Source organism: Rhodanobacter sp. Col0626, from assembly GCF_049994385.1.
Taxonomy (GTDB): Bacteria; Pseudomonadota; Gammaproteobacteria; order Xanthomonadales; family Rhodanobacteraceae; genus Rhodanobacter.
This window is the reverse complement of record NZ_CP188260.1, coordinates 3,908,610-3,934,506: the sequence shown is the minus strand read 5'-3', so window position 1 is coordinate 3,934,506 and position 25,897 is coordinate 3,908,610. Positions and strand designations below refer to the sequence as shown.

The following is a 25,897-nucleotide window of genomic DNA, read 5'->3' as shown; positions in this document are numbered from 1 at the left end:
GAACGGGAAATGAAGACGATGATCTGTGGGAGCGGCTTCAGCCGCGACACTCGAAACGACGGAAGGCGCGGATTATTCCAGTTCGTCGGTCAGCTCGTGCAGGTCGGCGATGTGTTGCTCCCACCAGCGCGATTCGGCGGCAAACGGGAACGCGGCGGGGAAGGCAGGATCGTGCCAGCGTGCCGCGATCCAGCCGGCGTAATGCAGCTGGCGCATCGCGCGCAGCGCAGGAATCAAGCCCAGCTCGCCGTCGTCGAAATGGCGGAACTGCCGATATCCCTCGAGTACGGCCGCCATCGTGCGGTCATCGCCGGCGAGCATCCAAAGGTCCTGCATCGCCGGTCCGGTGCGTGCATCGTCGAAGTCGACGAAGTGCGGGCCGGCGTCGGTCCACAACACATTGCCGGGATGGCAGTCCCCGTGCAGGCGCAATTGCGGCACCGGGCCCACCGCTTCCAGGCGCGCGGCGATGGCCACATCGAGACGCATCGCCGCAGCACGGTAATTTGTTTGCAGCGAAGCTGGCAGCAAGGTCGAATCCAGTACCGCCTGCATCGGCTGCTGCACCATCGTGTCGCGATCGAGCGTGCCGCGATGGGCAAATGGCGCACGGGCGCCGACAACATGCATGCGCGCGATCAGCCGGCCCAGCCACTGCAGCTGATCGAGTGCCTCGAGTTCCGGTGCGCGACCACCTCGGCGAGGTGTCAGTGCGTAGCGGAAGCCGCCGTGATGCAGCAACGTGCGACCGCCGAATGCCAGCGGTGCCACCACCGGCAGTTCGGCATCGGCCAGTTCCTGCGCGAAAGCATGCTCCTCGACGATGGCTGCATCGCTCCAGCGGCCAGGCCGGTAAAACTTCGCGATGACCGGGGCGGCGTCCTCGATGCCCACCTGCCATACGCGGTTTTCGTAACTGTTCAGCGCCAGCAGGCGGCCATCCGGCCACCAGCCGCAGGCACTGACGGCATCGAGCATCAGGTCCGGGGTCAGGTTGGCGTACGGCGTGTCGCTGTTCAACGCGGGCCCATCGTGCGCGCGGCGATCACTGCCATGGTGATGCGCGAAATGCACACCAGTGCGCCTTCCTCGCTTTCGATGCGGATCTCCCACACCTGGGTGGTGCGGCCCAGGTGCAGCATCCGCGCGGTGCCGGTGACGGTGCCGCCGCGCATGCCGCGGATGTGGTTGGCGTTGATGTCGAGGCCGACGGCCAGCTCCCTGGCCGGGTCGAGCGTGAGCATCGCCGCGGTGCTGCCCAGGGTTTCCGCCAGCACTACCGAGGCACCGCCATGCAGCAGGCCGTACGGCTGGTGTGTGCGATGGTCGACCGGCATGGTGCCTTGCAGCCAGTCGTCGCCGACCGCCGTGATGCGGATGCCCAGCGTCTCCATCATGGTATTGGCGCTCCATCCGTTGAGGCGGTCGAGGTCGGTCGATTGTTTCCAGATGCTCATCGTTGATTCCCGCAGTGCGAACCCGCATTGTTGTCCGCTGCGATCGCAACGACAATGCGCCTGGTGCATACCGTTACCCTCAAGGCTTCTGGCCGTCAGTTCAGCGTGGCCCCCGGCGAGACCGTGCTGGAGGCTGCGCAGCGCGCCGGCGTGGCGTTGCCGTATTCATGCCGTGCCGGGGTCTGTGGCAGCTGCAAGGCGATTCTGCTCGAAGGGCGCTGCGAGTATCCGCGCAACCCGCCGCTGGCATTGAACGCGGACGAACGCGCGCATCACGCGGTGTTGCTGTGCCAGGCGGTGCCCGCCAGCGACCTGTTGCTGGTGGCGCGCGAAGTCACCTCGGTGGAAGACATCGCGCGGCGCCAGCTTGGCATGGTGGTGACCGACAAATGGCCGCTGACGCCGGACGTGACCGGCCTGCGCCTGCTGCCCGCGCATGGCGAGCGCCGCCTCAACCGGCTGCCGGGCCAGTATCTGGATGTATTGCTGGAGGACGGCAAGCGGCGGCCGTTCTCGATCGCCAACGGCCCGCAGGCCGACGGCATGATCGAGCTGCATGTGCGGCACGTTGCCGGCGGCGGCTTCACTTCGTGGGTCAACGAGACGCTGAAGGTGGGTGACCACCTGCGCGTCGAGGGCCCGCTGGGCACCTTCGTGCCGCGCGAGGATTCGGAACGGCCGATGGTGTTCATGGCCGGTGGCACCGGTTTCGCGCCGGTCAAGGCGATCGTCGAGCACTTCATCGCGCTGGGTACGCGCCGGCCGATGCAGGTCTATTGGGGTGCGCGCACGGCGGCGGATCTGTACCTGCGACCGCTGGCCGAACGCTGGGCGCGCGAATTGCCGAACCTGCAGTTCCACGCCGTGGTGTCCGACCCGGAACAGGCCGATGGCCTGCGCATGGGGCTGGTACACGAGGTGGTGCTGGCGGACCAACCCGATCTGAGCCGCCACGATTTGTACATGAGCGGACCGCCGGCAATGATCGACGCCGCGCACCCGCTGTTTCTCGACGCCGGTTTGCCGGAAGAGCGGTTGTATTACGACTCGTTCGAATACGCGCCGGACGTGCTGGCGCAGATCATCGCCGGACGCGCCGGCATCCACGATTTCTGATTCGCTAGTCTTGTGGGAGCGGCTTCAGCCGCGATGGGTTGCACGTTGCACGAAGCAGTCGCGGCTGAAGCCGCTCCCACGGAATTGGTGTTGCCTACTTGTTGCCTTTGGCAACGGGCAATTGCGCCGCATGCCACGCCAGCACGCCGCCGCCCAGGGTGTAGACCTTCACGAAGCCGGCCTGGATCAACCGCTGCGCGGCCTTGGCCGAATTGCCACGGCCGTCCTTGTCCATCACCACCACCGGCATCTCCCGGGCCTTGGCCAGATCCTTGTGTTCCGGATCGAACTGGCTCATCGCCACGTGTTTCGCGCCGGGCACGTGCATCTTCTCGAATTCGGCGATCGAGGACAGGTCGATCAGCAGCGGACTTTCGCGGTTGATCAACCTGGTCAGGCTGGCCGGGCTCAGTTCCTTGATCTTGCTGAAAAGCGTGCTGACCTGCATGACGATCAGCGCCACCAGCAGGATCACGAACAGCGCCGCCAGCGCCATATGGTTGCCAAGAAACACGGGCAGCTTGTGCAGGAAATCGTTCATCGTCAGTCCACGGGTGCCTTGATCGCACCGACTCGGGTAAACCGGCGATTATACGGATAGCGCGGCCGCCATGCGGTGGGCTCAGTCCTGGGTGATGTCCGGCAGCCCGCTGGTCAGCCACCAGTGACTGGTCTTTTGGTCGTAATGCCAGGTCTGGTGATCGGTCACCGTGCGCTCGGACTGGGTGTGGATGTTGATCAACCGGACCTGCACCGTCTGCTGCACGTCGAAATCGCCGGTCGGTACGGGGCCTGCGCCATCGTCGTAGTCACTGACCTTGACCTGCTGGTAGCGCATCAGATCCAGCTTGCTCAGGGGGTGCGCGGCGCGCTGCGCCGGTTCGATGAATTGCGCCGCACTCTGGAAATCGCCCCAGCGCACGGTGCTGCCGTAGGCGTTGAGCGTGGTGACCAGCGCGTCGCTGCGCGCTTTGGTGGCGCAGCCGGCCAGCAGCAATACGGACAGCACGGACAGCACGACAAGGATGCTCGGAATGCGGCGCATGATGGGTTCCTCCCCGATGAGAACCCGCTCATTCTGCCTGATGCGAGCGCAGGCGACTCAATGGCGCCGTTTGGCGACGAAACGGGCGCTCAGGGTGGCGGCGGGTTTGCCGTCATCACCGGGGACGACGCAATCCACCCCGATGCGTGCCTTGCCGCGCGTCAGCAGCGTGGTGAAGAAGGTGTCCCATGCCGCACCCACGGCCAGTTGGGCTTCGCTGCGGAAGTCATGCCACAGCGGTGCCAGGTAGCGCACGCTGGATTCGGCCACGAACACGTCGCAATCGTGGCCACGCCGGCGCAGCGCCAATTCGACCAATGCCCAGCCGCTCAATGTCATCAGGCTGACCAGGCTGCCGCCGAACGCACAGCCCTTGTCATTGACATTGGGTGCCAATGGCGCCTGCAGGGCGAGACTGTCGTCGTCGCAGTCGGCCAGTTGCAGATCCATCGCGTGGGCCAGTGGGATTTCGTCGCGAATGAACTGGATCAGTTGCTGTGCGTGCGTGGTGGCATTGTCGATGGTCACGTCGGTGGGGAATCCATGGGGAAGGGGAGCCGCCCAGTGTAGGGCGGCCGCTACACTGGGGCCATCGTGGTCATTGGATGCGTGTGCGGATGCAACGGCCATTTTCAGTGGAGGGCGAAAATTTCGGTGGCCGGATCGTGGTGATCACGCGTCCCGTCGGCACCGCGACAGCGCTTGCACGGCGCGTGCGTGCGCTCGGCGGCACGCCGCTATTGCTGCCCGGCCTGGCTTTGCGCGGTATGGCCGATGGCGTCGATGCCGGTGCCGGCCTGCGTGCTGCATTGATGGATGAGCTGCTGATCTTCACCAGTCCGGCCGCCGTGCGTTACGCCGCCGCGCTGGCGCCACTGCAGACGCGGGCGATCGTGTTGGCGGTAGGCCAGGCTACGGCGCGGGCCTTGCGTCGCCACGGCATCCACGCGCCGCTGACACCCGCGCGGCAGGATAGCGAAGGGCTGCTCGGGCATCCCGCGCTGCTGGAGCCAGGCGGTCGTCGTATCGCCCTGATTGGCGCGCCTGATGGCCGCGGCATGCTGCGTGAACAGCTCGTCGCCCAGGGCGCAAGGTTTCGCGAGGTACATGTGTACCGGCGGGTGTCGCCACGACTCGATCGTCGCCATGTCGACGCCTTGTTGCAGTTGCCCGCCTCGGCGAAGGTGCTGCTGTCCAGCGCCGAGGCACTGCGGAATTTGCAGGAAACGCTGCCGCCACCGGCATGGAGCCGTTTGTGCGCGGCGACGGCGGTGGTCAGCAGTGAACGGTTGGCCACTGCTGCGGGTGACGCCGGTTTTGCGCGCGTCGTGGCGGCGCCCTCGGCATTGTCTGCCGATCTGCTGGCGGCGGCGCTGCGCGCGGGCTGATCTCCTTCACGCCACCTTGCTACGAACGCGGGCGTATGGGCTGCTAGCATGCGCGCATGAGCAACGTAGACAAGCCGAACGAGCCCGCCGCGCCCGAGGGCGCCCGCCCCGACCCCGTGCTGGTCGATCCGTTGTCCGCACGGCCGTCACGGCCAGCGGCGGCGCGACCCACGCCGCGTCCGCGCGGCGGCGGCAGTCTGGCACTGGCGGTGCTGTTGTCGCTGATCGCCGTGGGTGCCTCCGGCTATATCGGCTGGCGGCAGTGGCAGCAGGAACAGGATAGTGCCGCCGACAGCCAGGGCGTGGCCGGCCTGCAGCAGCGCGTGGGCACGCTGGAAACTACGCTGGGCAACGTCAACGATCAGCGCAGCAGCCTGAGCCAGCGGCTGGACGACGCGGCCCAGGTCAATCGATCGTTGCGCGAGGAATTGCTCGGCCAGGCCGAGCGTACGCGCCACCTCGAGGACGCGGTGGCGAAGCTCGCCGAAAAGAGCCTGTCCGGGCATGACGCCATGCTGCTGGACGAAACCGAATCGTTGCTGCGCATGGCCGGCGAGCGCTACACGTTGTTCCACGACGCGCAAGGCGCGGCCGCCGCCTATGCGCTGGCCGACCACGCCCTGTCCACGGTCAACGACGGCGCGTTCAGCGGCTTGCGCCAGAGCATCAACGCCGAGCGCGAGGCGCTGGCGAAGAGCCAGCCGGCCAGCCAGGCCAGTGCGCTGCAACAGCTGACCGCATTGCGTGGCGCACTGGCCACGCTGCCATTGAAGCCGCTCGATACCAACGACCATGCAACGACTACCGATGCCTGGTCGCGCATCGGTCATGCGCTGGCCGGGGTGATCAGCGTGCAGCGCGACAACGGCGCACCACTGGCTGTGGCCGACGCCCGCTTCGCGCGTGAACTGGCCGCGCTCGATCTTGCCCAGGCCCAGGTTGCCCTGCTGGCGTATGACAGCAAGGAATACGAAGCCGCATTGCAACGTGTGACGAGCAGCCTGTCGACCCAGTTCGACGGCAATGCGGCGGCGGTGCAGCAGGCGCGCAAGACGCTCGATCACCTCGCCGGCCAGCTGCCCTTGAGCGCACCGGTACAGCTCGGCGCCGCGCTCGTCGAACTGCATGACCTGCGTGCCGTGCACGCCCTCAGCCCTGCCGCGGGTTCGACCCCGGCGCCTGCCAGCAGTGTCGCGCCGGCGGGTGGAGTCCGGCCATGAGGGTTTGGCGTTGGGTCCTGTTGCTGGTGATCATCGCGGCACTGGCCGCTTTCGGCTGGCACTGGGTCGCGGAAGATCCCGGCTACGTGCTGCTGCGTCTGCGCGGCTGGCGGGTGGAGACCACGGTGGTTGCGGCGGTGGTGATGCTGCTGTTGGCGTGGGCGCTGCTCACCACACTGTGGCGCTTGTTGCGCTGGCCGTTCGGCGCGTTCTCGCGCCGGCATCGCCGGCTTAGCCAGCAGCGTCTGGGCGAAGGCCTCATCGCGCTGATCGAAGGCCGCCACGGCGACGCCGAGCGTGATCTCAATCGCGCCTCGCGACTGGACAGCCTGCGTGGCCCGGCCCTGCTGGCCGCCGCCGAGGCTGCCTCGCGCCGCGGCGAACACGGCCGCGCGCTGGAGGCGCTGAATCAGGCGTCGCAGTCTGCTCCGCAGGCCGCCCGCGTCTTGCGCGCCCGGGTGTTGCGACGCGATGGCAAGCCGGCCGAGGCGCTGGCATTGCTGGCTCCGGACGCCGACAAGGGCAGCCTGACCCCGGGCGGCTGGCGCGAGCTGGCGCTGGCGGCGCTGGCCAGCGGCGATCTCCGGCGTGCCCGCGAAGCGCTCGACCCACTGCAGAAAAGTGGCGCACTGGGTAGTCGTGCCTACGCCGCACTGGAAGCACAAGTATTGGCGGCGAACATCAACGTGGCGCCCGATGGCGCCAGCCTCAACGCGCTGTGGTCGCAACTGCCGAAGACGCAGCGCCGGATACCTGCCGTGGTCGATGCCTATGCGCGTCGCGCGGCGTCATTCGGCCTGACCCTGCCGGCGATGGACGAGGTGGAGTCCGCCTTGCGCCGCGAGTGGTCGCCGCTGCTGATCGAAACCTACGGCACGCTGGCTGGCGACGATGTCGAGGCGCGCCTGCGTCGCGCCGAAGGCTGGCTCGACGCGCATCCGAACGACGCGAACCTGCTGCTTACGCTGGGTCGCATGTGTGTGCGGCTGCAGTTATGGGGCAAGGCGCGCCAATATCTTGAACGCTCGCTTGCGCTGACCCCGGGCGCCGCTGCATGGGAAGCCCTCGGCGATGCTTTCGTCGGGCAGGGTGATGCAGCACAGGCCCAGCGTTGCTACCGCAACGCGCTGGCGCTCGGCCGTGGCCAGATCGCCACGCCGTTGGTGCAAACCGCCAGCTCCACCCAACTCGATACGCATCCGATCGCGATCGAGGAACGCGACGTGCACGGCGTACCGCGCCTGCGCGAATAAGGGATTTTCACGCCAGAGCTGTCCCTGACGACACCACTACAGTGGCGTCAGGTTCGCATAGGCGGCCACCAGCCATTTGCTGCCGGCGGCCTCGAAGTTCACCTGCAATCGCGTGTGTGCACCGCTGCCTTCGGCGCTGATCACCACGCCTTCGCCGAAGCTCGGGTGACTGACGCGCTGGCCCAGCTTCACCGGCAGGGCTTCTTCCAGCGATGACGACGCTTCACGCGGCCGGCCGGCATACATCGGCCGGGTGACATGCACGCGCGGGCGCACTTCGTCGATCAGTTCGGCCGGCATCTCGCCCAGGAAGCGCGAAGGTCGCGCCAGCATCTCGGTGCCGTGCATGCGACGCGATTCGGCATGGGTGACAAACAGCTTCTCGCGGGCGCGAGTGATGCCGACGTAGGCGAGGCGGCGTTCCTCTTCCAGCCGCCCTTCGTCGTCGACCGAACGCTGGCTGGGAAACAGGCCCTCTTCCATGCCCACCAGAAACACCACCGGGAATTCCAGACCCTTGGCCGAGTGCAGCGTCATCAGCTGCACGCAGTCGTCCCACGCCTCGCCCTGATTCTCGCCGGCTTCCAGCGTGGCGTGCGAAAGGAAAGCGGACAGCTCGCTCAGTTCGGCGTCGATGTCCTCGGCGGTGCGTTCGAAACGGCTGGCCACGTTGACCAGTTCGTCCAGGTTCTCGACGCGCGCTTCGCCGTTGCCGCGGCTGTCCTTCTCGTAGAAGTCGCGCAGGCCGGTGTGGGTGATCGCGTGGTCGATCTGTTCGGCGAGGGCAAGGGCGTTATCGCTTCCCTCTCTCTCCGGGAGAGGGGGTGAGGGTTCGGTCGAAGCGGAAGGGGCCGACATGTCCGCACCCTCAACCTCCTCCCAAAGAGAGAGGGGTTTGAACGCTCGCGCCATTTCATCGATCAGCGCAAGAAATCCCTTCACCGCGTTCTTCGCCCGCCCGGCCAGTTCGCTGCCGCTGCCCAGCTCGGTCAATGTGGCTTCCCACATCGACATGTTTTCGCCGCGGGCGCGACGGCGCAGTACGTCCAGCGTGCGGTCGCCGATGCCGCGGGCGGGCGTATTCACCGCGCGCTCGAATGCCGCGTCGTCATGCCGGTTTGCGGTGAGTCGCAGGTAGGCCAGTGCATCCTTGACCTCGGCGCGTTCGAAAAACCGCTGGCCGCCGTAGACGCGATAGCCGATCTTTCGTTGAACCAGTTGTTCCTCGAAGTTGCGTGATTGGGCGTTGGAGCGATACAGGATCGCGCAGTCCCTGGCCACGCCATGCTCGTCGATGTATTCGCGGATGCGCTCGATCACGAAACGCGCCTCGTCCTGCTCGTTGTAGGCGGCATACAGCGCGATGCGCTCGCCGTCCTCGCCGGCTGTCCACAGTTGCTTGCCGAGGCGGCTGCCGTTGCGCTGGATCACGCTGTTTGCGGCTTTCAGGATGGTCGAGGTGGAGCGGTAGTTCTGCTCCAGCTTGATCGTGCGGGCGCCGGGGAAATCGCGCAGGAATTGCTGTACGTTCTCCACTTTCGCGCCGCGCCAGCCGTAGATGGCCTGGTCGTCGTCGCCGACGACGAAAACCTGCCCGGTGCTGCCGGCGAGCACGCGGATCCAGGCATATTGCAGCGTGTTGGTGTCCTGGAATTCGTCGACCAGCAGATAGCGCCAGCGCTGCTGGTAATGCTCCAGCACGGCCGGGTTCTTCAGCCACAACTCGTGTGCCCGCAGCAACAGTTCGGCGAAATCGACCAGGCCGGCGCGACGACAGGCGTCCTCGTAGGCCTTGTAGATATTCACGAACGTGTGCGTCACCGGATGATCGCGGTGTTCGATGTTGTCCGGCCGCTTGCCCTCGTCCTTCCAGTTGTTGATCTGCCAGCTGGCCTGGCGCGGCGGAAATTTTGCATCGTCCAGGCCGAGTCCGGCGATCACGCGCTTGACCAGCCGCAACTGGTCGTCGGCGTCGAGGATCTGGAATGCTTCCGGCAAGCCTGCTTCGCGCCAGTGCCGGCGCAGCAGTCGATGGGCGATGCCATGGAAGGTGCCCACCGTGAGACCCTGGGTTCCACCTGGAATCAGCGCCTCCAGCCGCGCCCGCATCTCGCCGGCAGCCTTGTTGGTGAAGGTGACTGCCAGGATCGCCCATGGCGGCACGCGTTCGGCCTGGGTCAGCCAGCCGATGCGGTGGGTCAACACGCGGGTCTTGCCGGAGCCGGCGCCGGCAAGGACGAGATAGTGGCCTGGCGGTGCGCAGACGGCTTCGCGTTGTGCGTCGTTGAGCGGGTCGATCAGATACGAGACATCCATCGTGCCCATTGTAGTGGGCGCAAAAGAAAACCGCCGCGAGCGCGGCGGTTTCCGGATGCAACGATCAGCTCAGCGCTTCTTGCTGGCGATACCACCGACCACCAGCAGCCCACCAAGCACGATGCCTGCAATGCCTATCCACTGCGGCACGGCCTTGTTGTGGGTCGCCTCGATCTTGGCCGGGCCGAGCTGCGCCACGGTATCGGTTTGTTTGTAACTGCCGTTGCCGACGGTGACCCAGATGCCAGCGACCAACAAGATAATGCCGGCGATTAGAAGTCCTGCGCGCATGGTGGCTCCCCTTGGTGAATGTGGGTCGAGTATGCCGGACATCGGTGTGCAGGAAATGTACAGATTCCGCCCGGATGACGGCGCAAAAAAAGCCCCGGAGGCTAGGGGGAGCCTCCGGGGCGGGGGCAGACACGAAGACCCAGGGGAGAGGTTCGTGCCTGTGGCGGCTCAGGGAGGTGAGCTCGCCGCGGACGCCGTTGCGTGCATCCGAAAGATTAGAGCGCGGTTTGTCGGAAAAGTTGCAGGATTTCGGAAGAATTTCAAAAAAGATGCATTCTCATGAAAAGTTAACGCCCGGCGGGCCGCCGGATGGCCGCGAATTTCAATGGGCTTCGTCCCAGTTGGCACCCACACCGACATCGACCAGCAAGGGCACGGCCAGTTCCGCTGCGCCGGACATCCGCTCGACCACCGCGGCGCGAACGGTATCGACCGCGTCCGACCGTACCTCGAATACCAGTTCATCGTGTACCTGCATCAGCATATGCGCATCGTCGCGCTGCTTCAGCCAGTCCGCCACCGCGATCATCGCGCGCTTGATGATGTCCGCGGCGCTGCCCTGCATCGGCGCGTTCACCGCGGCACGCTCCGCGCCCTGGCGCAGGCCCTGGTTGCGCGAGTTGAGATTTTCCAGATAGAGCCGGCGGCCGAAGATCGTCTGGACATAACCGTCGCGATGCGCCTGTTCGCGGGTGGCGTCCATGAACGCGCGCACGCCGGGGTAGCGCGAGAAATAGCGACCCATGTAGTCGCTGGCTTCGCCGCGATCGACGCCCAGCTGGCGGGCCAGGCCGAACGCGCTCATGCCGTACATCAGGCCGAAGTTGATCGCCTTGGCGGCGCGGCGCTGGTTGGTGCTGATTTCTTCCGGCGGTACGCCGAATACTTCCGCAGCCGTGGCGCGGTGCACGTCGCCACCTTCGTGGAACGCGCGCAGCAGGCCCTCGTCGCCGGACAGGTGCGCCATGATGCGCAGCTCGATCTGCGAATAGTCCGCCGCCATCACCAGCCAGCCGGGTGGTGCAATGAAGGCCTGGCGAATGCGCCGGCCTTCCTCGGTGCGCACCGGGATGTTCTGCAGGTTCGGTTCGGACGAGGAGATCCGCCCGGTTGCCACGGAGCCCTGGTGGTAGCTGGTGTGCACACGGCCGGTACGCGGATTGACGATGCCGGAGAGCTTGTCAGTGTAGGTGGAACGCAGCTTGGCCAGGCTGCGGTAGTCGAGGATCAGGCGCGGCAGTTCGTGGGTGTCGGCGATCGCCTCCAGCGCTTCCTCGTTGGTGGACGGCTGGCCGGTCGGCGTCTTCAGCTTCGCCTGCAGGCCGAGTTCGTCGAACAGCACGGCCTGCAGCTGCTTGGGCGAATCGAGGTTGAACTCGTGGCCAGCCAGTCCATAGGACTGCAACTGCAGCTCAAGCATCCGTTTGCCCAGTTGCTGGCTCTGGCGGCGCAATTCGTCGCCGTCGATCAGCACGCCGCGTTGCTCCATCTTCGCCAGCACCGGCACCAGCGGGATTTCGATGTCCTGGTAGACCTTGCGCAGCGCGGGCACGCTTTCAAGCTTCGGCCATAGCGCCAGGTGCAGGCGCAGCGTGATGTCGGCGTCCTCGGCGGCGTAACGGCAGGCGGTGTCCAGGTCGACCTGCGAGAACGAGATCTGCCGGGCGCCCTTGCCGGCGACCTGTTCGTACTTGATGGTCTCGTAGCCGAGGTACTTCCTGGCCAGCGAGTCCATGTCGTGGCGCGTGGCGGTGGCGTTCCACACGTAGGATTCCAGCATCGAGTCGTGCTGGATGCCCTGAACCACGATGCCGTAGTTCGACAGGATATTGATGTCGTACTTGGCGTGCTGGCCGAGCTTGGGGCGGGTCGCGTCTTCGAAGATCGGTTTCAGCGCGCGCAGTACGTCATCCCGGCCGAGTTGCGGCGGTACACCAGGGTAATCGTGACCGAGCGGGATGTAACACGCCTTGCCCGGTTCCACCGCGAGACTGATGCCGACGATATCGGCGCGCATGGCGTCGATGCTGGTGGTTTCGGTGTCGAACGCGATCAGCTCGGCGTTGTGCAGCTGCTGCAGCCAGATGGCAAACAGTTCCGGCGTGGTCACCAGTTCGTATTCGCCGGGCGCAGACAGGGCTTCGTCTTGCGGCAGCGCGTTTGGTGGCTGATTTTCCGGAGCGACAGGCTCCGGTGATGCTTGGTCGCGCACGGCGACCGCTTCTCCAGGTGCCGCGTTATCGAGATCCCTCAGCGCGGCCTTGAACTCGTAGCGCGTGTACAGCTCGCGCAACTGTTGGACATCGGCGTCACGCAGGGCCAGCTCGGTGGGGCCGAACTCCAGCGGCACGTCGGTCTTGATGGTCACCAGGTCGCGCGACAGCGGCAGCCGTGGCAGCGCGTCGCGAAGGCTCTCGCCGATCTTGCCGCCGACCTTGTCGGCATTCGCGATCAGGCTGTCCAGCGTGCCGTACTCGGCCAGCCACTTGGCGGCGGTCTTGGGCCCGCACTTGGGCACGCCCGGTACGTTGTCGACGGTGTCGCCGGTAAGCGCAAGGAAGTCGATGATCTGATTCGGCCGCACACCGAACTTCTCCATCACGCTGGCGTCGTCCATCACCGTGTTGCTCATGGTGTTGATCAGCGTGACGTGCGGACTGACCAGTTGCGCCATGTCCTTGTCGCCGGTGGAGACCAGCACCTCGATGCCGAGCGCCTGCGCCTGCACGACCAGTGTGCCGATCACGTCGTCCGCCTCGACGCCGGGCACGCGCAAGATCGGGAAACCAAGCGCACCGACGATCGCCAGCATCGGTTCGACCTGCACCCGCAAGTCGTCCGGCATGGGCGGACGGTTCGCCTTGTATTGGTCGTACATGGCGTCACGGAAGGTCGGCCCGGGTGCGTCGCTGACGAAGGCCAGGTAGTCCGGCTGCGCCTTCAGCGTGGCGCGCAACATGTTGACCACGCCGAACAGCGCGCCCGTGGGCTCGCCGTACGCGTTGGTCAGCGGCGGCAACGCGTGGAATGCGCGATAAAGATAGGAGGAGCCGTCGATCAGGATGAGTTTCGCCATGCCCCATTCTCGCATGCACGGCGAAACGTCGCGCTTCACGAAAGCCCGGCGACGGCACTGTTATGCTCGGCTCCCCGATCGAGGTTGCCGCCATGAAAACCGCCGCCCTGCTGGTTGCCGCCAGCGCCCTGTTCGCATCGACCCTGCTGGTATCGCCGGTACAGGCGCAATCCGCGCCAGCGACGAATGTGCCGCCACCGCCCGGCATCAACGATCCCGGCGTGCAGGCCGTTGCTCCGCCCGCCACAACGCCACGACCGGTTCGCACCCCCACCGCGAAGGGCGATTCACTGGATCTGAAACCGCAGGCCTTGCCGGCCATGCGCGACGGCGACAGCAAGCTTGGTCGACCCGCAGAGCCGGAAGTCCGCGTGCACCAGGAAGGCGACAACAGCGTGCAGGAATACAGCCGCAGCGGGCAGGTCTACATGTTGGTGGTGACGCCGAAGCATGGCGTACCGCAAACCTACATGGTCAATCCCGATGGCCGCGTGGTCGATGAACATGGCAAGAAGCCGGTGGGTCCGGTGATGTACAAGGTGCTGGAGTGGGGCAAGAGCAAGCCGGCCGCCGAGGATTCGGACGCGACGCCGTCGGCCGACGACGATCACTGAAGCCATGTCCTGAATGGCGTCGCCGGCAACCGCTACGGTGACAATCCGAAGCATTGCGCAACGGAGACGAGGCGATGCAATTACGCGAAAGCTGGCTGCTGTTTGCGCTGGGGTCGGCGCTGTTCGCCGCGTTGACCGCTCTGTTCGGCAAGCTCGGCGTGGTGGGCATCAATTCCAACCTCGCGACCTTCATTCGCACCATCGTCATTCTGCTGGTCACCGCCGGCATCCTCAGCCTGCGCCAGGAGTGGGTCAAACCCACCGGTCTGCCATGGCACAGCTGGCTGTTCCTGGTGTTGTCCGGCATCGCCACGGGGTTGTCATGGCTGTGCTACTACCGCGCTTTGCAGCTCGGCCCGGTCAGCAAGGTGGCGCCGATCGACAAGCTCAGCGTGGCAATGGCGATCGTGCTGGCGCTGGTATTCCTGGGTGAAAAGCCGAGTCTGCCGTTGTTGATCGGCGGTGGTCTGATCGTGGCCGGTGCCATGGTGATCGCGCTGTTCTGAACTCACGCCGGATCGTCCAGCTCCGGGTAATGGCGGAAGATGCCGTCCTCGTTGAACGCCAAGCGTCGCGGTGACGCGAGATAGGCCGCGACATGCGGGCGCGCGGCCACCCGCTGCTTCAGTGCGCGCAGCAATGGCAGCTGGTGGCCAAGGCGCTGCAAGGCGCGCGGAAAGGCGTACTCCAGGCCGGCCATCAGCTGGAACAGCGAAAGGTCGACATAGGAGTGTTCACGCAGTGGATGCAGCCCGCCGCCGCGCTCGAGCACCTGTTCGAAATAATCCAGGAACTTCGGCAGCCGGGTCTCGCGCAGATCCGCTGCGCGGCGCTTCGCTTCGGTACGCTGATCCTTGTAATAAAGACCGCTGGCGACCGGATGGTGGCTGTCATGGACCTCGGCCACCAGATCGCTGATGGTCAGTTCCAGCTGGTGTGCGTAGAGCCGCCGGCTTTCGCTTTCGGGCACCAGTCCCAGCGACGGACCCAGGTATTGAAGGATGTTGGCAGTCTGCGCAATCACCATCCGCCCGGCCTTGAGGAAGGGGGGCGCGAATGGCAGAGCACCGTCATGGGTGCCCTCGAGGTAACGCGCGATGGCGTCATCGCCTTGTTCGCGGGCCACGTCGACATAGTCGGCAGCGGCGTCCTCCAGCGCCAGTCGCACGAATTCACCGCGGCCCTGGATGCCGGTCCAGTAATACAGCTCGTAATGCATGGCAGGCCTCCGCAACGGAATCCTGATGCTGCGACGACGCACTTCTACGCGACGTGTAGAAGCCCGCTTGCGGGCGATGCTTTGCCAGGCTCTAGAGCAGCAGCATCGCCCGCAAGCGGGCTCCTAGATCATCATCATGGGCGGGTTCAGTGGCGAAAGTGGCGCATGCCGGTGAATACCATCGCCATGTCGTGCTCGTCGGCGGCAGCGATCACCTCGGCATCGCGCATCGAACCGCCGGGCTGGATCACCGCGCTGATGCCCGCTTCGGCGGCCGCGTCGATGCCGTCGCGGAACGGGAAGAACGCATCGCTCGCCATCACCGAACCGCGCACCTCGAGCTTTTCGTCGGCAGCCTTGATGCCGGCGATCCTCGCGCTGTAGACCCGGCTCATCTGGCCGGCACCGATGCCGATGGTCTGACGATCACGGGCGTACACAATGGCATTGGACTTGACGAACTTGGCCACTTTCCAGGCGAAGATCAGGTCGTGGATCTGCGCTTCGGTCGGCGCGCGGCGGGTAACGACCTTGAGATCGTCGGCGGTGATCATGCCGGTGTCGGCGCTCTGGAGCAGCAGGCCCGAACCCACGCGTTTGGAATGGATGCCCGGGTGGGCGTCCAGCAGGCTGCCATCAGTCGGCAGCGGGATGGTCAGCACGCGCACATTGCCCTTTTTCGTGAATGCCTTCAGCGCATCGTCCGCATAACCCGGCGCCAGCACCACCTCGACGAACTGGCGCTCGACGATGGCTTTCGCCGTGGCAACGTCCACCTCGCGGTTGAACGCGATGATGCCGCCGAAGGCGGAAGTCGGGTCGGTCTGGAAGGCGAGGTCGTAGGCCTTGCCGATGCCATCCAGACTCACCGCGACGCCGCACGGGTTGGCGTGCTTGACGATCACGCAGGCAGGCTTGGTGAAGCTGCGCACGCATTCCCAGGCCGCGTCGGCATCGGCGATGTTGTTGAACGACAATTCCTTGCCCTGCAACTGGCGGAACGTGGCCAGCGTGCCGGGCGCCGGATACAGGTCGCGGTAGAACGCGGCCTGCTGGTGCGGGTTTTCGCCGTAACGCAGGTCCATCAGCTTCACGAAGCGGCTGTTGATCTGGCCGGGGAAGCCGGCATGGCCGGCGATCGTGTCCTGCGTGCCGTTGAGTTCCAGGCCGGACAGGTAGTCGCTGATCGCGCCGTCGTAGCTGGCGACGTTGTTGAACGCGGTGACGGCGAGCCGGAAACGGGTGCTGCGCGACAGGCCGCCCTGCTGTTCGATTTCCGTCAGCGCCGCCTCGTACTGATCCGGCGCAGTCAGCACGCCGACGTCATTCCAGTTCTTTGCTGCCGAACGCAGCATCGCCGGACCGCCGATGTCGATATTCTCGATCGCCTGTTCCAGCGTGCAATCGGGTTTTGCCACGGTGCTCTCGAACGGATACAGGTTCAGCACCAGCAGGTCGATCGGCGCGATGCCGAGTTCGGCCATCACCTTGTCGTCGGTGCCGCGCCGGCCGAGCAGGCCGCCATGGACTTTCGGGTGGAGCGTCTTGACGCGGCCGTCCATGATCTCGGGGAAACCTGTCACGTCGCTGACGTCGGTCACGGCGATGCCGGCCTCGCGCAGCGCCTTTGCGCTACCACCGGTGGAAAACAGTTCCACGCCGACGCCGGCGAGGCGTCGGCCCAAGTCGATCAGGCCGGTCTTGTCGGAGACACTGAGCAGGGCACGACGGACCGGGACGAGCTGGGACGTGGACATGGACGGGTTTCCAGAAGGGGAAAGCCGCTCATTATAGCCGTCCGGATGGTGGGCGGCTTTCGGCGCGATTTACAGCAGGCCGTGCGCGGCCAGCTTCTTGCGCAGGGTGGCGCGATTGATGCCGAGCGCCGTGGCGGCGCGGCTCTGGTTGCCATCGTGGAAAGCCAGCACTTCGCGCAGCAGCGGCACTTCCACCTCGCGCAGCACCAGAGCGTGCAGGCCTTCGGCGCATTCGGTGTCACCGATGTCGGCGAGATAGCGACGTACCGTGCGGGTGACGCATTCGCTCAATGCACTCTGCGAGCCAGCGGCTTGCGGACCCGTGCTCTGCGGGCCGGGCGACGAGGTCTGTTTTGCGGCCTCGGTGGCAGGCAGTCTTACGGCATTCACGGACATCTTTCCTCACGGACGAAGCAACGGCTGCGTGGGCCGCGGCTTGTGGTTATGGCTGTTGTTACAGGTCGCGACGTACATCGAGCGCCATTCGGCAGTCCGCGCGAGGGGTCGAGTCTACCCGTGCGGGCCGATAATTTTAAGTGCTATTCGAAGCCGAATTCGAACGCGACCGCCTTGTCGCCGGGATCCTCGACTTCCAGCAGCAGCACCGCGCTGGCACCTGGCGCCAGCCCGCGCTGCAGGACGGCGTTGTCGTCGAGGTATTCGCGCGGCTGCAGCCGACGCATCGCCACGCGTTGCCCGCGTGCGTTGGCCAGGGTAATCGTCAATATCGGATAGGGCTGAGCGAATGCCGCATCGTTGCGCACGCTGGCACTGATCATCAGTGCGCCGGTGACGCTGGGGTGCGCCTGCACATTGCTGGCGACGAGGCGCAGCTGTTGCGGAGCGGCGACCAGCGGCAGCTCGCAGGCGAACAGGGCGCAGCTGCTGCGCAACCAGCCACCCGTGGTGGGGTCGCGGATCAATTCGTCACGCTTGGCCCAGCCCAGCTGCGTGGCAAGCAACAACAGCAGCAAGGTGCACGCCACGATCCACGGCCAGCGCCGCTCACCGGAGGCGCGCGAACGGCGCCGGCGTTCGCGTTTCTGCGCTCGTGCGGACGGCTGTGTCCGCTGCTCGCGTGCAAAGCGCGGCGCGAATACCAGTTGCGAAAAATCTTCGGCCGTTCCCGGTGCCGCCGATGGGTCGCCATCGACTGCCGGCGGCTCGGGTCGGGGTCGATAGACCACCAGGTCGACGCCTGGCGGTTCGAACGCCGGTTCGTTCACAGGCAGTTCGGTGAAGGGCTCCGGCGGCAGCTGCTCGGCCAACGTGGCGAGGCTGTCGAAGCCGGCATGGCAGTGTCCGCACACGACGTGACCGTGCGCCTTGGCGAGCGTCTGCGCATCCAGTGAAAACACGGACAGGCATTCGGGACATTGTGTATACATGCAGGCCGCTTTGAATCGGTATCGCGCAAGCTTAGCAGGGTGGCCAGACCGGCAAGACGCCGTTGGCGCTCAGCGGCGGCGACCGCTGATGCGGACCCAGTCTTCGCGCGTGTCCACGCGCAGCTCGTCGAACCATTCGGCGTAGCGTTGCAACAACTCGTCCTGCTGTCCGGCGAGGATGCCGGAGATGGCGAACGGCGCGCCAGGTTTCGCGGCGGCGGCAAAGGTGGGCGCCAGCGCGGCGAGGGGGCCGGCGAGAATATTGGCGATGAACACGTCGGCCGGCGATGTGCATGGATGCACAAGTGCCGCGAGCGCAGGATGTGCAGGAGCGGCCCCGGCGACGACGTCTTCCGGCAGGAACAGCGCGAGCCGGTCGGCGACGCCGTTGCGTTCGGCATTGTCGGTCGATGCGGTGAGTGCCTGCGGGTCGTTGTCGACGCCGACCGCGCTGACAGCGCCGAGTTTCAACGCGGCGATCGCCAGGATGCCCGAGCCGCAACCATAGTCGGTGACGGTCTTGCCGATGAGGTCGAGCCCGTCCAGCCATTCCAGGCATAACGCCGTGGTGGGATGCGTGCCGCTGCCGAACGCGAGGCCGGGATCGAGTCGCACCACCACGCTGTCACCGTCGGTCGGCGGTTCGATGTTCCACGGGTAGATCCATAGTCGCCGGCCGAATGGCATCGGCTTGAACTGGTCCATCCACACGCGTTCCCAGTCCTGGTCGGCGATGTCGTTGAAGCGCAGCTGATCCGGCTCCAGCCACGGCAGCAGTTCGCCCAATGCGGCGCTGAGCCCGCGCCGGTCGGCGTGCTCGTCGAACAGCGCGTTCAAGGTGATCGTCGGCCACAGCGGCAACTCACCGACGCCGGGCTCGAAGATCGCCTGCTCGTCGGGAGTTTCCGCGTTGGCGTCCTGCAGGGTGATCGATAGCGCGCCGAGATCGTCCAGCGCTTCTTCCGCACCGGGCTGCTGTTCGGTGCGGACGATCAGGGAGAGTTCGAGAAAGGGCATGGGACGTATTCGGCAGCGTTGAATTCACAGGAGCCCGCTGGCGGGCGATGCGCTTGAGGCGGCTCGACAAGGCATCGCCCGCCAGCGGGCTCCTGCGGCTTGGGCATGCAGGTCACTGACCAGTGGCGGCTTTTTCTTTCTGCTCGGCCATGCGCTTTTCCAGGTAGTGGATGTTCTGTCCGCCATGCTGGAAACCGACATCGGCCATGATCTTCTGCTGCAGCGGGATGTTGCACTTCACCCCTTCGATCACCGTCTCGGCCAGCGCCAGGTGCATGCGCGCGATCGCGGTAGCGCGGTCGGGGCCGTGCACGATCAGCTTGCCGATCATCGAATCGTAGTTCGGCGGGATCTTGTAGCCATCGTAGAGATGCGTATCGACGCGCACGCCGGGGCCGCCCGGCGCCTCGAAGCGCTTCACCGTGCCGGGGCTGGGCATGAACGTGTCCGGATCTTCCGCGTTGATGCGGCACTCGATGGCATGCCCGCGGATCACCACGTCTTCCTGCCGGATCGACAGCTTCTCGCCGCCGGCGATCAGCAGTTGCTCGCGCACGAGGTCGACACCGGTGATCAGCTCGGTCACCGGGTGCTCGACCTGGATGCGGGTGTTCATCTCGATGAAGTAGAAGCGACCGTTCTCGTACAGGAACTCGAACGTGCCTGCCCCGCGATAGTTGATGCGGATGCAGGCGTCGACGCAGACCTTGCCGATGGCGGCGCGCTGTTCGTCGGTGATGCCCGGCGCGGGCGCTTCCTCGACGACTTTCTGGTGGCGGCGCTGCATCGAGCAGTCGCGCTCGCCGAGATGGATCGCGTTGCCCTGGCCGTCGGCGAGTACCTGGATCTCCACGTGGCGCGGATTTTCCAGGAATTTCTCCATGTAGACCTGCTCGTTGCCGAACGCGGCCTTGGCTTCGGCCTTGGTCATGGTGACGGCATTGCCCAGGTGCGCCTCGGTGCGCACCACGCGCATGCCGCGACCGCCGCCGCCGCCGGCGGCCTTGATGATCACCGGGTAACCGATCTCGCGGGCGATCTTGATATTGGCGTCGACGTCTTCGCCGAGCGGGCCGCCGGAGCCGGGCACGCACGGTACGCCGGCGGCCTTCATTGCGCGGATCGCCTCGACCTTGTCGCCCATCAGGCGGATCACGTCGGCGGTCGGGCCGATGAAGATGAAGCCCGATTGTTCTACCTGTTCGGCAAAGTCGGCGCGCTCGGACAGAAAACCGTAACCCGGATGGATCGCCTGGGCATCGGTGATCTCGGCCGCCGCGATGATGCGCGGGATGTTGAGGTAGCTGTCGACCGACGGCCCTGGACCGATGCAGATCGATTCGTCGGCGAGGCCGACATGTTTCAGGTTGCGATCCACGGTGGAATGCACCGCCACGGTCTTGATGCCCAGACTGTGGCAGGCGCGCAGCACACGCAGCGCGATTTCGCCGCGGTTGGCGATGACGACTTTTTCTAGCATGGGATTTGGGATTCGGGATTCGGGATTTGTAAGAGCGGGATACGGCGTTGCATCAGGCGCTCCTCTTGGTTTGGATGGATCGGATCAACGCGTTGAGCTTGGCGAAGACTCGATTTGCCAGTTCAGTGGCATTTTGTAGATCGGAAACGTAAGCGAGCCGTTCGGCTATCTGCAGTTGGGTATCCAGTTCTGACAGCGAACCGCGAGCCATGGACAGGAACCGAAGGTATTCCGGCGTGGATCGGCGAGCCGCACCCTCCGCAATGTTTGAAGGGATGCTAATTGCCGCGCGTCGCAATTGCGAAGTAAGGCCAAAGCGTTCGGAATCCGGGAAATCGGCACTGACTCGATAAATGGTTTCGACGAGATCCATGGCATCCTGCCAGACCTGCAGGCCCTCGTGCGGTCGCTTGAACGAATCCCTAATCCCCATTCCCGAATCCCGGCCTCTCAGGCAATCACGAACATGGGTTCGTCGAATTCCACCGGCTGGCCGTTCTCGAGCAGAATGGCCTGCACGGTGCCGGCCACGTCGGCTTCGATCTGGTTGAACATCTTCATCGCCTCGATGATGCCCAGCGTCTCGCCGGCCTTGACCTGCTGGCCGACCTTGACGAACGCAGGGGTGCCCGGGGTGGCCGAAGCATAGAAGGTTCCCACCATCGGCGCTTTCACCACATGGCCGGCCGGCAGTGCATTCGCCGGCGCGACTTCGGCGGCAGTCGCCGCCGGTGCCACGGCGCTGGCCGGCGCTGGTGCGGCAGCCATCGCCATTGGCGCGACGGGAGCCGGCATCATGTTTTTGGGTACACGCGAGAGGCGGACGACTTCCTCGCCTTCCTTGATCTCTAGTTCGGCGAGGTTGGATTCCTCGAGCAAGTCGATCAGTTTCTTGATTTTGCGCAAATCCATCGGATCAGCCTTTGGTCAGTCATGCCACCGTAGGTGGCTGGAGGTGAATAGGTAGTTGCCGTGTAGCTGGTTTGTCAGGGCGCGGCGGGCGCCTGCAACCGCTGCAGCGCGGCGTCCAGCGCCAGCCGGTAGCTGTCGCCGCCAAAGCCGCAGATCACGCCGAGCGCAATGCCGGAAAGGTAGGAATGGTGGCGGAACGGCTCGCGGGCGAACACGTTCGACAGGTGCACCTCGATGAACGGGATCGCCACCGCCGCAAAGGCGTCGCGCAAGGCCAGGCTGGTATGGGTGAACGCGCCGGCATTGCACAGGATGATCGCGGTGCGATCGTCGCGGCCCTGGTGGACGCGGCCGATCAGTTCGTGTTCGGCGTTGGACTGGAACCAGACCAGTTCGTGCCCGGCGGCCTGCGCCCGCTCAGCCAGCTGCTGGTTGATGTCGGCGAGGGTCTCGTGTCCATAGACATGAGGTTCCCGTGCGCCCAGCAGGTTGAGATTGGGTCCGTGCAGGACCAGGATTTTCGCCACGAGGCCTTCCAGCTGACGTCCAGCCGTTTCCGGACCGGCGCAGTGTGCGCGCAGTCGTGAATGTTGTCCAGTTCACCGCAGATCGACGATGTTTGGCGGAGAAGTGTGAGATTCCGTGCGGAAGCGTATGTGGGCGGCGGCCTTGGGTTACTCAGATTCCGCTATCTGCCACTCTTGCAGCAATCGGGCGGTCAAAGGGCCCTCATGAGTCGCCAATATGCGCCCATCAGCGTCGATAAGTACACTGTAAGGCAGTATCTGGCGCGCATTTCCCAATTGCTCCGACGTGCTCGGCCATGCCAGATGGCCCAGTAAAATCGGGTAATTCACCGGATGGGCGGCCAGAAATGCCCGTACCCGAACTGGCTCATCCATGGCTATTCCGATCACGATAGGTGCATGTTCGCCGAATTTTTCCTGAACACGAGTCAGCGCCGGCATCTCCTCCAGGCAGGGCACGCACCAGCTGGCCCAGAAATTCAGCACGACGCGGCGGCCACGGTATTCGGCGAGTTGGTGCGGCTTGCCATCGAGATCGGGCAGTGTGATCGCCGGCAGCGCCTGGCCCACCATGGCGGGGGCGGCGAAGTCGGCGGAAGCCGTTTGGTGGCGATGTTCGATATAGCCGCCAATGACGGCGGCCAAAACCGCGAAGCCGAGGATCAGCCAGTTGCTGCGGCTGAGCATCAGCGTGTCGCCTCGGTCAGTGCGTGCTCGACCAGCGAGGAGGTCAGCACGGTCGACAGCTGCTTGCCGGGGCCTCCGGTTTTTGGAAACACCACGTACAACGGCACGCCGGGCGAGTGGTACTCCTGCAGGAACGCGCTGATGGTCGGGTTGACGTCGGTCCAGTCACCTTTCATATAGACCGTGCCGGTGCGCTCGAGCAGGTCGCGAAACTTCTGGGTGTCCAGCACGGTGTGCTCGTTCGCCTTGCAGGTGACGCACCAGTCGGCCGTCATGTCGACGAAGACCGGCGTGCCGGCGGCACGCAATTCGGCGAGTTTCCCTGGACTGTAGGCAACCACGCCCGCTTCGGCGACGGTGGCATTCGACGGCGGTGGCACGTGGGCCAGCAGGTACATCGGCACCAGCGTAGCCGCTGCCAGCACGACCACGGCGCACTTGCTGACGACGCCGCGCGAGCGGCTGCGTTCGAACCACCACAGCGTCATCGCCAGCAGCACCATCGCCACCAGCACCAGGCCGACCGCGTCGGCGCCGCGCTGGTTTGCCAGCACCCACACCAGCCACACGGCGGTGAGATACATCGGAAAGGCCAACACCTGTTTCAGCGTTTCCATCCAGCGTCCGGGCTTGGGCAGCAGGCGCGCCAATGCCGGCACGAAACCGATCAACAGGAACGGCAACGCCAGTCCGATGCCCAGCGCCAGAAACACCAGCAGGGCGGACAGCATCGGCGCGGCGAATGCATATGCCAGCGCGCTGCCCATGAACGGCGCCGTGCACGGGCTGGCCACCACCACCGCTAGCACACCGGTGAAGAAGTCGCCGGCCGGGCCGGAACGTGCGGCCAGACCTGCGCCGGTATTGCCCAGCGTGGCGCCGAACTGGACCACACCGGACATCGACAAGCCGACCGCCAGCATCACGCAGGCCAACGCGCCGACCAGCAGCGGTTGCTGCAGTTGCGAGCCCCAGCCCAGTGCATGACCGGCCGTGCGCAGGGCGAGGATGCCCAGGCCCAGCGCGACGAAGCTGCACAGGACGCCAGCGGTATAGAACAGCGCGTGGCGACGCGCGGTGGCGCGATTCCCGCCGCTCTCCAGCACGCTGACCGCCTTGATCGAGAGCACCGGCAGCACGCACGGCATCAGGTTCAACACCAGGCCGCCACCCAGAGCCAGCAGCAGGGCCGCGATCAGGCTGACTTGCAACGGACCCGTGGCGGCACCGGCGGGCGGCTGTTCGGGCGTCGCCGGTACGGTCGCGCCAGCGGCGGCGATGCCGCTCGCGAGGTCGACGCTCACCGCGCGGGTCATCAGCGGATAGCACAAGCCGCCGTCCTGGCAGCCCTGGAACCTTGCCTCGATGGTCAATTGCTTGCGACCGGCGAGGTCGCCTTCGACCGTCACCGGCAACTCGACCTGGTCGAAGTATACGGTGACGTTGCCGTAATGCTCATCGTGGTGCGCAGTGCCAGCGGGCCATGCCGGCGTCAGGCTGAGGCCGGCGGCGTCCTTGAGCTTCAGCGTGGTCTGGTCGCGATACAGGTAATAGCCCTTCGGCATCGTCCAGCGCAGCAGCAGGTGCTGTGGGTTCTGCGCCAGGGCCTCGAAGCGAAAAGCCTGTTCGGCCGGCAACGGTGCGCCGACTACGCCTGCCGACGTGTCATGTCTGTTGCCGAGCTGGTTGAGGGCCGCTCCGAGCGAGCCGGCGGCAGGTGCTTTCGTGTCAACGCCGGCTGGAATCGGCACATCAAGCTGCTCGGTATGCGGCGGGTAGCAGATTTTCGGATCGACTTCGTGGCAGCCCTGGTACTGCACGCTCAACTTCAACCGGGTGGTGCCGGCCGCCACGGAGTAGGGAATGCTGGCGTCGACGTTGTGGTGATACGTCTCCACGTCGCCGAGGTATTCATCGTGATGTTTCTCGCCGTCGGGCAGTTGGGCCTCGCCCAGGCTGACGCCGTCGCCGCCCTTGAACTTCATGCGGCCGCGGTAGAGGTAATAGTCCGGCGCAATGGTCCAGTGCAGCTTCAGCACGCCGGGCGTGGCGGCGTCGGAGCTCAACTTGTACGCCTCGGTGACTGGAAGCAGATCGTCCGTACCCTGCGCGAACAATGGCGACGTGCCCAGCAGCAGGCCCAGCCACGCAACAAGACGGATGGCCATTCGGCCGGTAGGGAACGATCGCATCACGACTCCACAAAAGACGCAGAGCGGCATTATGGCCCAGTCTCCGCGGCCCCGGCCCCGATCACCCTGTGGCGTTCGCGCGCACCCAGTCGAGGAAAGCGGCATGGCCGTATTCCACCGGCACTGCGATCAGTTCGGGCAGTTCGTATGGATGCAGTTCGAGCAGGCGGTTCTTCAGTGCGTCGAAGCGGCCGGCGCTGGTCTTGATCAGCAGCAATTCTTCGCTGCCGGTGGTCAGCTGGCCTTGCCAACGGTAGGTGGAGTGGATGCCGGGGAGGTGGTTGACGCAGGCAGCCAGCCGCTCGCCCACCAGCGCTTCGGCGATCGTCCGGGCGCTGGCGGCATCGGGGCAGCTGCAGTAACAGATCAGGACGGTTTCGGACATGAGCGCAGCCTAACGTGCGAGGTCCTGGTTTTTTGTAGTGACCGGGCGGCGAGGGAGCGATGGTGGGCCTTGAAACTTGCCCCGACCCACCCAATTAGCTGTTCGTTCCCGTTTCAAAGATCTTGCAGCGGGGTGCTATACCCGTAAAATTGGCACTCACTTACCATGAGTGCTAACAAGGCCGTCGATTCGGGCCTTGAAAGCCTTGTCCCACCTCAACAAGTCAGTTGGAGAGTCATCCATGAGCACACTGCGTCCGTTGCATGATCGCGTCATCGTCAAGCGCCTGGAAGAGGAGCGCGTCTCCGCCGGCGGCATCGTCATCCCCGACAGCGCCACCGAAAAGCCGACCCGCGGCAAGGTCGTCGCCGCCGGCACCGGCCTGATCATGGCCGACGGCAAGGTCCGTCCGATGTCGCTGAAGGCTGGCGACACGGTGCTGTTCGGCAAGTACGCCGGCCAGGAAATCAAGATCGATGGCGAGGATCTGGTGTTCCTGAAGGAAGACGACATCGTGGCTGTGATCGAAGGTTGATCCGTCTGAGCTGAGGTCGATT

27 protein-coding genes are annotated in these 25,897 nt (G+C 65.3%); 7 read left to right on the top strand and 20 right to left on the bottom strand.

Annotated elements, in window-relative coordinates:
• Positions 1 to 72 precede the first annotated feature (72 nt).
• Both ACPPVV_RS17330 and ACPPVV_RS17325 read right to left on the bottom strand, forming a co-directional pair.
• Entirely contained in the window at positions 73 to 1,020 is a 948-nt protein-coding gene (locus ACPPVV_RS17330; RefSeq protein WP_426701109.1) for a serine/threonine protein kinase, read from the bottom strand.
• Entirely contained in the window at positions 1,017 to 1,457 is a 441-nt protein-coding gene (locus ACPPVV_RS17325; RefSeq protein WP_426701108.1) for a hotdog fold thioesterase, read from the bottom strand. The genes ACPPVV_RS17330 and ACPPVV_RS17325 overlap by 4 nt, the downstream gene beginning before the upstream one ends.
• Before the next feature lie 54 nt (positions 1,458 to 1,511).
• Here ACPPVV_RS17325 and ACPPVV_RS17320 point away from each other — a divergent pair, with 54 nt between their 5' ends.
• On the top strand, positions 1,512 to 2,573 hold the full coding sequence (locus ACPPVV_RS17320; RefSeq protein WP_426701107.1) for a 2Fe-2S iron-sulfur cluster-binding protein: 1,062 nt from the start codon (positions 1,512 to 1,514) through the stop codon (positions 2,571 to 2,573).
• 94 nt (positions 2,574 to 2,667) lie between these two features.
• On the opposite strand, the gene ACPPVV_RS17315 is transcribed toward ACPPVV_RS17320, so the two are convergent.
• From ACPPVV_RS17315 to ACPPVV_RS17305, 3 genes are all read right to left on the bottom strand, one after another.
• Positions 2,668 to 3,114 carry a rhodanese-like domain-containing protein gene (locus ACPPVV_RS17315; protein ID WP_426701106.1) on the bottom strand — a complete coding sequence of 149 codons (447 nt, stop codon included), beginning with the start codon at positions 3,112 to 3,114 and terminating at the stop codon, positions 2,668 to 2,670.
• 81 nt (positions 3,115 to 3,195) lie between these two features.
• Positions 3,196 to 3,618, bottom strand: a complete 423-nt coding sequence (locus tag ACPPVV_RS17310; RefSeq protein ID WP_426701105.1) for a hypothetical protein — start codon at positions 3,616 to 3,618, stop codon at positions 3,196 to 3,198.
• 57 nt (positions 3,619 to 3,675) lie between these two features.
• Entirely contained in the window at positions 3,676 to 4,146 is a 471-nt protein-coding gene (locus ACPPVV_RS17305) for a YiiD C-terminal domain-containing protein (protein ID WP_426701104.1), read from the bottom strand.
• An 89-nt stretch (positions 4,147 to 4,235) separates the two neighbouring features.
• Here ACPPVV_RS17305 and ACPPVV_RS17300 point away from each other — a divergent pair, with 89 nt between their 5' ends.
• Genes ACPPVV_RS17300 through ACPPVV_RS17290 form a run of 3 tightly spaced genes read left to right on the top strand, consistent with a single transcriptional unit; the run spans position 4,236 to position 7,479 of the window.
• Positions 4,236 to 5,006: a uroporphyrinogen-III synthase gene (locus tag ACPPVV_RS17300; protein WP_426701103.1), complete on the top strand. Its 771-nt coding sequence runs from the start codon at positions 4,236 to 4,238 to the stop codon at positions 5,004 to 5,006.
• A gap of 56 nt (positions 5,007 to 5,062) precedes the next feature.
• Positions 5,063 to 6,226 (top strand): uroporphyrinogen-III C-methyltransferase, encoded by a 1,164-nt coding sequence (locus tag ACPPVV_RS17295; protein WP_426701102.1) that lies wholly within the window; start codon positions 5,063 to 5,065, stop codon positions 6,224 to 6,226.
• The gene (locus tag ACPPVV_RS17290) at positions 6,223 to 7,479 is read left to right on the top strand and encodes a heme biosynthesis protein HemY (RefSeq protein ID WP_426701101.1); all 1,257 of its coding nucleotides are present in this window, start codon (positions 6,223 to 6,225) and stop codon (positions 7,477 to 7,479) included. Before ACPPVV_RS17295 ends, ACPPVV_RS17290 begins: the two co-directional genes overlap by 4 nt.
• Positions 7,480 to 7,515: 36 nt before the next feature.
• Here ACPPVV_RS17290 and ACPPVV_RS17285 read toward each other — a convergent pair whose 3' ends face one another.
• From ACPPVV_RS17285 to polA, 3 genes are all read right to left on the bottom strand, one after another.
• Entirely contained in the window at positions 7,516 to 9,795 is a 2,280-nt protein-coding gene (locus ACPPVV_RS17285) for a 3'-5' exonuclease (RefSeq protein ID WP_426701100.1), read from the bottom strand.
• Between the two features lie 69 nt (positions 9,796 to 9,864).
• Positions 9,865 to 10,086: a hypothetical protein gene (locus ACPPVV_RS17280; protein WP_426701099.1), complete on the bottom strand. Its 222-nt coding sequence runs from the start codon at positions 10,084 to 10,086 to the stop codon at positions 9,865 to 9,867.
• 322 nt (positions 10,087 to 10,408) lie between these two features.
• A complete protein-coding gene (polA, locus tag ACPPVV_RS17275; RefSeq protein WP_426701098.1) occupies positions 10,409 to 13,162 on the bottom strand; it encodes a DNA polymerase I in 2,754 nt (917 codons plus the stop codon).
• A 92-nt stretch (positions 13,163 to 13,254) separates the two neighbouring features.
• Between polA and ACPPVV_RS17270 the strand changes: the two genes are divergently transcribed.
• Together ACPPVV_RS17270 and ACPPVV_RS17265 are read left to right on the top strand one after the other, a co-directional pair.
• The gene (locus ACPPVV_RS17270) at positions 13,255 to 13,776 is read left to right on the top strand and encodes a DUF2782 domain-containing protein (protein ID WP_426701097.1); all 522 of its coding nucleotides are present in this window, start codon (positions 13,255 to 13,257) and stop codon (positions 13,774 to 13,776) included.
• Positions 13,777 to 13,850: 74 nt separating this feature from the next.
• Positions 13,851 to 14,282 carry an EamA family transporter gene (locus ACPPVV_RS17265; protein ID WP_426701096.1) on the top strand — a complete coding sequence of 144 codons (432 nt, stop codon included), beginning with the start codon at positions 13,851 to 13,853 and terminating at the stop codon, positions 14,280 to 14,282.
• A 2-nt stretch (positions 14,283 to 14,284) separates the two neighbouring features.
• Here the strand turns inward: ACPPVV_RS17265 and ACPPVV_RS17260 are convergent, their stop codons facing one another.
• The 12 genes from ACPPVV_RS17260 to cutA all read right to left on the bottom strand — a co-directional run bounded on the left by ACPPVV_RS17260 (position 14,285) and on the right by cutA (position 25,340).
• A complete protein-coding gene (locus tag ACPPVV_RS17260; RefSeq protein WP_426701095.1) occupies positions 14,285 to 14,995 on the bottom strand; it encodes a glutathione S-transferase in 711 nt (236 codons plus the stop codon).
• 146 nt (positions 14,996 to 15,141) lie between these two features.
• Positions 15,142 to 16,752: a bifunctional phosphoribosylaminoimidazolecarboxamide formyltransferase/IMP cyclohydrolase gene (gene purH / locus ACPPVV_RS17255; protein WP_426701094.1), complete on the bottom strand. Its 1,611-nt coding sequence runs from the start codon at positions 16,750 to 16,752 to the stop codon at positions 15,142 to 15,144.
• Positions 16,753 to 16,821: 69 nt separating this feature from the next.
• On the bottom strand, positions 16,822 to 17,148 hold the full coding sequence (locus ACPPVV_RS17250) for a helix-turn-helix domain-containing protein (protein WP_426701093.1): 327 nt from the start codon (positions 17,146 to 17,148) through the stop codon (positions 16,822 to 16,824).
• A 143-nt stretch (positions 17,149 to 17,291) separates the two neighbouring features.
• Positions 17,292 to 18,110, bottom strand: a complete 819-nt coding sequence (locus ACPPVV_RS17245) for a DUF3426 domain-containing protein (protein ID WP_426701092.1) — start codon at positions 18,108 to 18,110, stop codon at positions 17,292 to 17,294.
• Positions 18,111 to 18,209: 99 nt separating this feature from the next.
• Complete coding sequence (gene prmA / locus ACPPVV_RS17240) at positions 18,210 to 19,157, bottom strand: 50S ribosomal protein L11 methyltransferase (RefSeq protein ID WP_426701091.1); 948 nt, start codon at positions 19,155 to 19,157, stop codon at positions 18,210 to 18,212.
• 112 nt (positions 19,158 to 19,269) lie between these two features.
• A complete protein-coding gene (accC, locus tag ACPPVV_RS17235; protein ID WP_426701090.1) occupies positions 19,270 to 20,637 on the bottom strand; it encodes an acetyl-CoA carboxylase biotin carboxylase subunit in 1,368 nt (455 codons plus the stop codon).
• A 52-nt stretch (positions 20,638 to 20,689) separates the two neighbouring features.
• Positions 20,690 to 21,010, bottom strand: coding sequence for a four helix bundle protein (locus tag ACPPVV_RS17230; RefSeq protein ID WP_426701089.1), 321 nt, complete (start codon positions 21,008 to 21,010; stop codon positions 20,690 to 20,692).
• 77 nt (positions 21,011 to 21,087) lie between these two features.
• On the bottom strand, positions 21,088 to 21,549 hold the full coding sequence (gene accB, locus ACPPVV_RS17225) for an acetyl-CoA carboxylase biotin carboxyl carrier protein (protein ID WP_426701088.1): 462 nt from the start codon (positions 21,547 to 21,549) through the stop codon (positions 21,088 to 21,090).
• 74 nt (positions 21,550 to 21,623) lie between these two features.
• Positions 21,624 to 22,076, bottom strand: a complete 453-nt coding sequence (aroQ, locus tag ACPPVV_RS17220; protein WP_426701087.1) for a type II 3-dehydroquinate dehydratase — start codon at positions 22,074 to 22,076, stop codon at positions 21,624 to 21,626.
• Between the two features lie 147 nt (positions 22,077 to 22,223).
• Complete coding sequence (locus ACPPVV_RS17215) at positions 22,224 to 22,763, bottom strand: TlpA family protein disulfide reductase (protein WP_426701086.1); 540 nt, start codon at positions 22,761 to 22,763, stop codon at positions 22,224 to 22,226.
• On the bottom strand, positions 22,763 to 24,955 hold the full coding sequence (locus tag ACPPVV_RS17210; RefSeq protein WP_426701085.1) for a protein-disulfide reductase DsbD family protein: 2,193 nt from the start codon (positions 24,953 to 24,955) through the stop codon (positions 22,763 to 22,765). Before ACPPVV_RS17210 ends, ACPPVV_RS17215 begins: the two co-directional genes overlap by 1 nt.
• Before the next feature lie 61 nt (positions 24,956 to 25,016).
• Positions 25,017 to 25,340 carry a divalent-cation tolerance protein CutA gene (gene cutA, locus ACPPVV_RS17205; protein ID WP_426701084.1) on the bottom strand — a complete coding sequence of 108 codons (324 nt, stop codon included), beginning with the start codon at positions 25,338 to 25,340 and terminating at the stop codon, positions 25,017 to 25,019.
• Between the two features lie 241 nt (positions 25,341 to 25,581).
• On the opposite strand from cutA, the gene ACPPVV_RS17200 reads away from it, so the two are divergent.
• Entirely contained in the window at positions 25,582 to 25,875 is a 294-nt protein-coding gene (locus ACPPVV_RS17200) for a co-chaperone GroES (protein ID WP_007081521.1), read from the top strand.
• The last annotated feature ends 22 nt before the right edge of the window (positions 25,876 to 25,897 follow it).

Bases quoted from the DNA above. Each gene is read 5' to 3' on its own strand.
- ACPPVV_RS17325 (WP_426701108.1), bottom strand. From the start codon at position 1,457: ATGAGCATCTGGAAACAATCGACCGACCTCGACCGCCTCAACGGATGG.
- ACPPVV_RS17315 (WP_426701106.1), bottom strand. From the start codon at position 3,114: ATGAACGATTTCCTGCACAAGCTGCCCGTGTTTCTTGGCAACCATATG.
- ACPPVV_RS17295 (WP_426701102.1), top strand. From the start codon at position 5,063: ATGAGCAACGTAGACAAGCCGAACGAGCCCGCCGCGCCCGAGGGCGCC.
- ACPPVV_RS17265 (WP_426701096.1), top strand. From the start codon at position 13,851: ATGCAATTACGCGAAAGCTGGCTGCTGTTTGCGCTGGGGTCGGCGCTG.
- ACPPVV_RS17260 (WP_426701095.1), bottom strand. From the start codon at position 14,995: ATGCATTACGAGCTGTATTACTGGACCGGCATCCAGGGCCGCGGTGAA.
- ACPPVV_RS17250 (WP_426701093.1), bottom strand. From the start codon at position 17,148: ATGTCCGTGAATGCCGTAAGACTGCCTGCCACCGAGGCCGCAAAACAG.
- ACPPVV_RS17285 (WP_426701100.1), bottom strand. From the start codon at position 9,795: ATGGATGTCTCGTATCTGATCGACCCGCTCAACGACGCACAACGCGAA.
- ACPPVV_RS17200 (WP_007081521.1), top strand. From the start codon at position 25,582: ATGAGCACACTGCGTCCGTTGCATGATCGCGTCATCGTCAAGCGCCTG.
- ACPPVV_RS17300 (WP_426701103.1), top strand. From the start codon at position 4,236: ATGCAACGGCCATTTTCAGTGGAGGGCGAAAATTTCGGTGGCCGGATC.
- prmA (WP_426701091.1), bottom strand. From the start codon at position 19,157: ATGCCCTTTCTCGAACTCTCCCTGATCGTCCGCACCGAACAGCAGCCC.
- ACPPVV_RS17210 (WP_426701085.1), bottom strand. From the start codon at position 24,955: ATGCGATCGTTCCCTACCGGCCGAATGGCCATCCGTCTTGTTGCGTGG.
- ACPPVV_RS17310 (WP_426701105.1), bottom strand. From the start codon at position 3,618: ATGCGCCGCATTCCGAGCATCCTTGTCGTGCTGTCCGTGCTGTCCGTA.
- polA (WP_426701098.1), bottom strand. From the start codon at position 13,162: ATGGCGAAACTCATCCTGATCGACGGCTCCTCCTATCTTTATCGCGCA.
- cutA (WP_426701084.1), bottom strand. From the start codon at position 25,340: ATGTCCGAAACCGTCCTGATCTGTTACTGCAGCTGCCCCGATGCCGCC.
- ACPPVV_RS17320 (WP_426701107.1), top strand. From the start codon at position 1,512: ATGCGCCTGGTGCATACCGTTACCCTCAAGGCTTCTGGCCGTCAGTTC.
- ACPPVV_RS17270 (WP_426701097.1), top strand. From the start codon at position 13,255: ATGAAAACCGCCGCCCTGCTGGTTGCCGCCAGCGCCCTGTTCGCATCG.
- purH (WP_426701094.1), bottom strand. From the start codon at position 16,752: ATGTCCACGTCCCAGCTCGTCCCGGTCCGTCGTGCCCTGCTCAGTGTC.
- ACPPVV_RS17280 (WP_426701099.1), bottom strand. From the start codon at position 10,086: ATGCGCGCAGGACTTCTAATCGCCGGCATTATCTTGTTGGTCGCTGGC.
- ACPPVV_RS17215 (WP_426701086.1), bottom strand. From the start codon at position 22,763: ATGCTCAGCCGCAGCAACTGGCTGATCCTCGGCTTCGCGGTTTTGGCC.
- accB (WP_426701088.1), bottom strand. From the start codon at position 21,549: ATGGATTTGCGCAAAATCAAGAAACTGATCGACTTGCTCGAGGAATCC.
- ACPPVV_RS17290 (WP_426701101.1), top strand. From the start codon at position 6,223: ATGAGGGTTTGGCGTTGGGTCCTGTTGCTGGTGATCATCGCGGCACTG.
- ACPPVV_RS17230 (WP_426701089.1), bottom strand. From the start codon at position 21,010: ATGGATCTCGTCGAAACCATTTATCGAGTCAGTGCCGATTTCCCGGAT.
- accC (WP_426701090.1), bottom strand. From the start codon at position 20,637: ATGCTAGAAAAAGTCGTCATCGCCAACCGCGGCGAAATCGCGCTGCGT.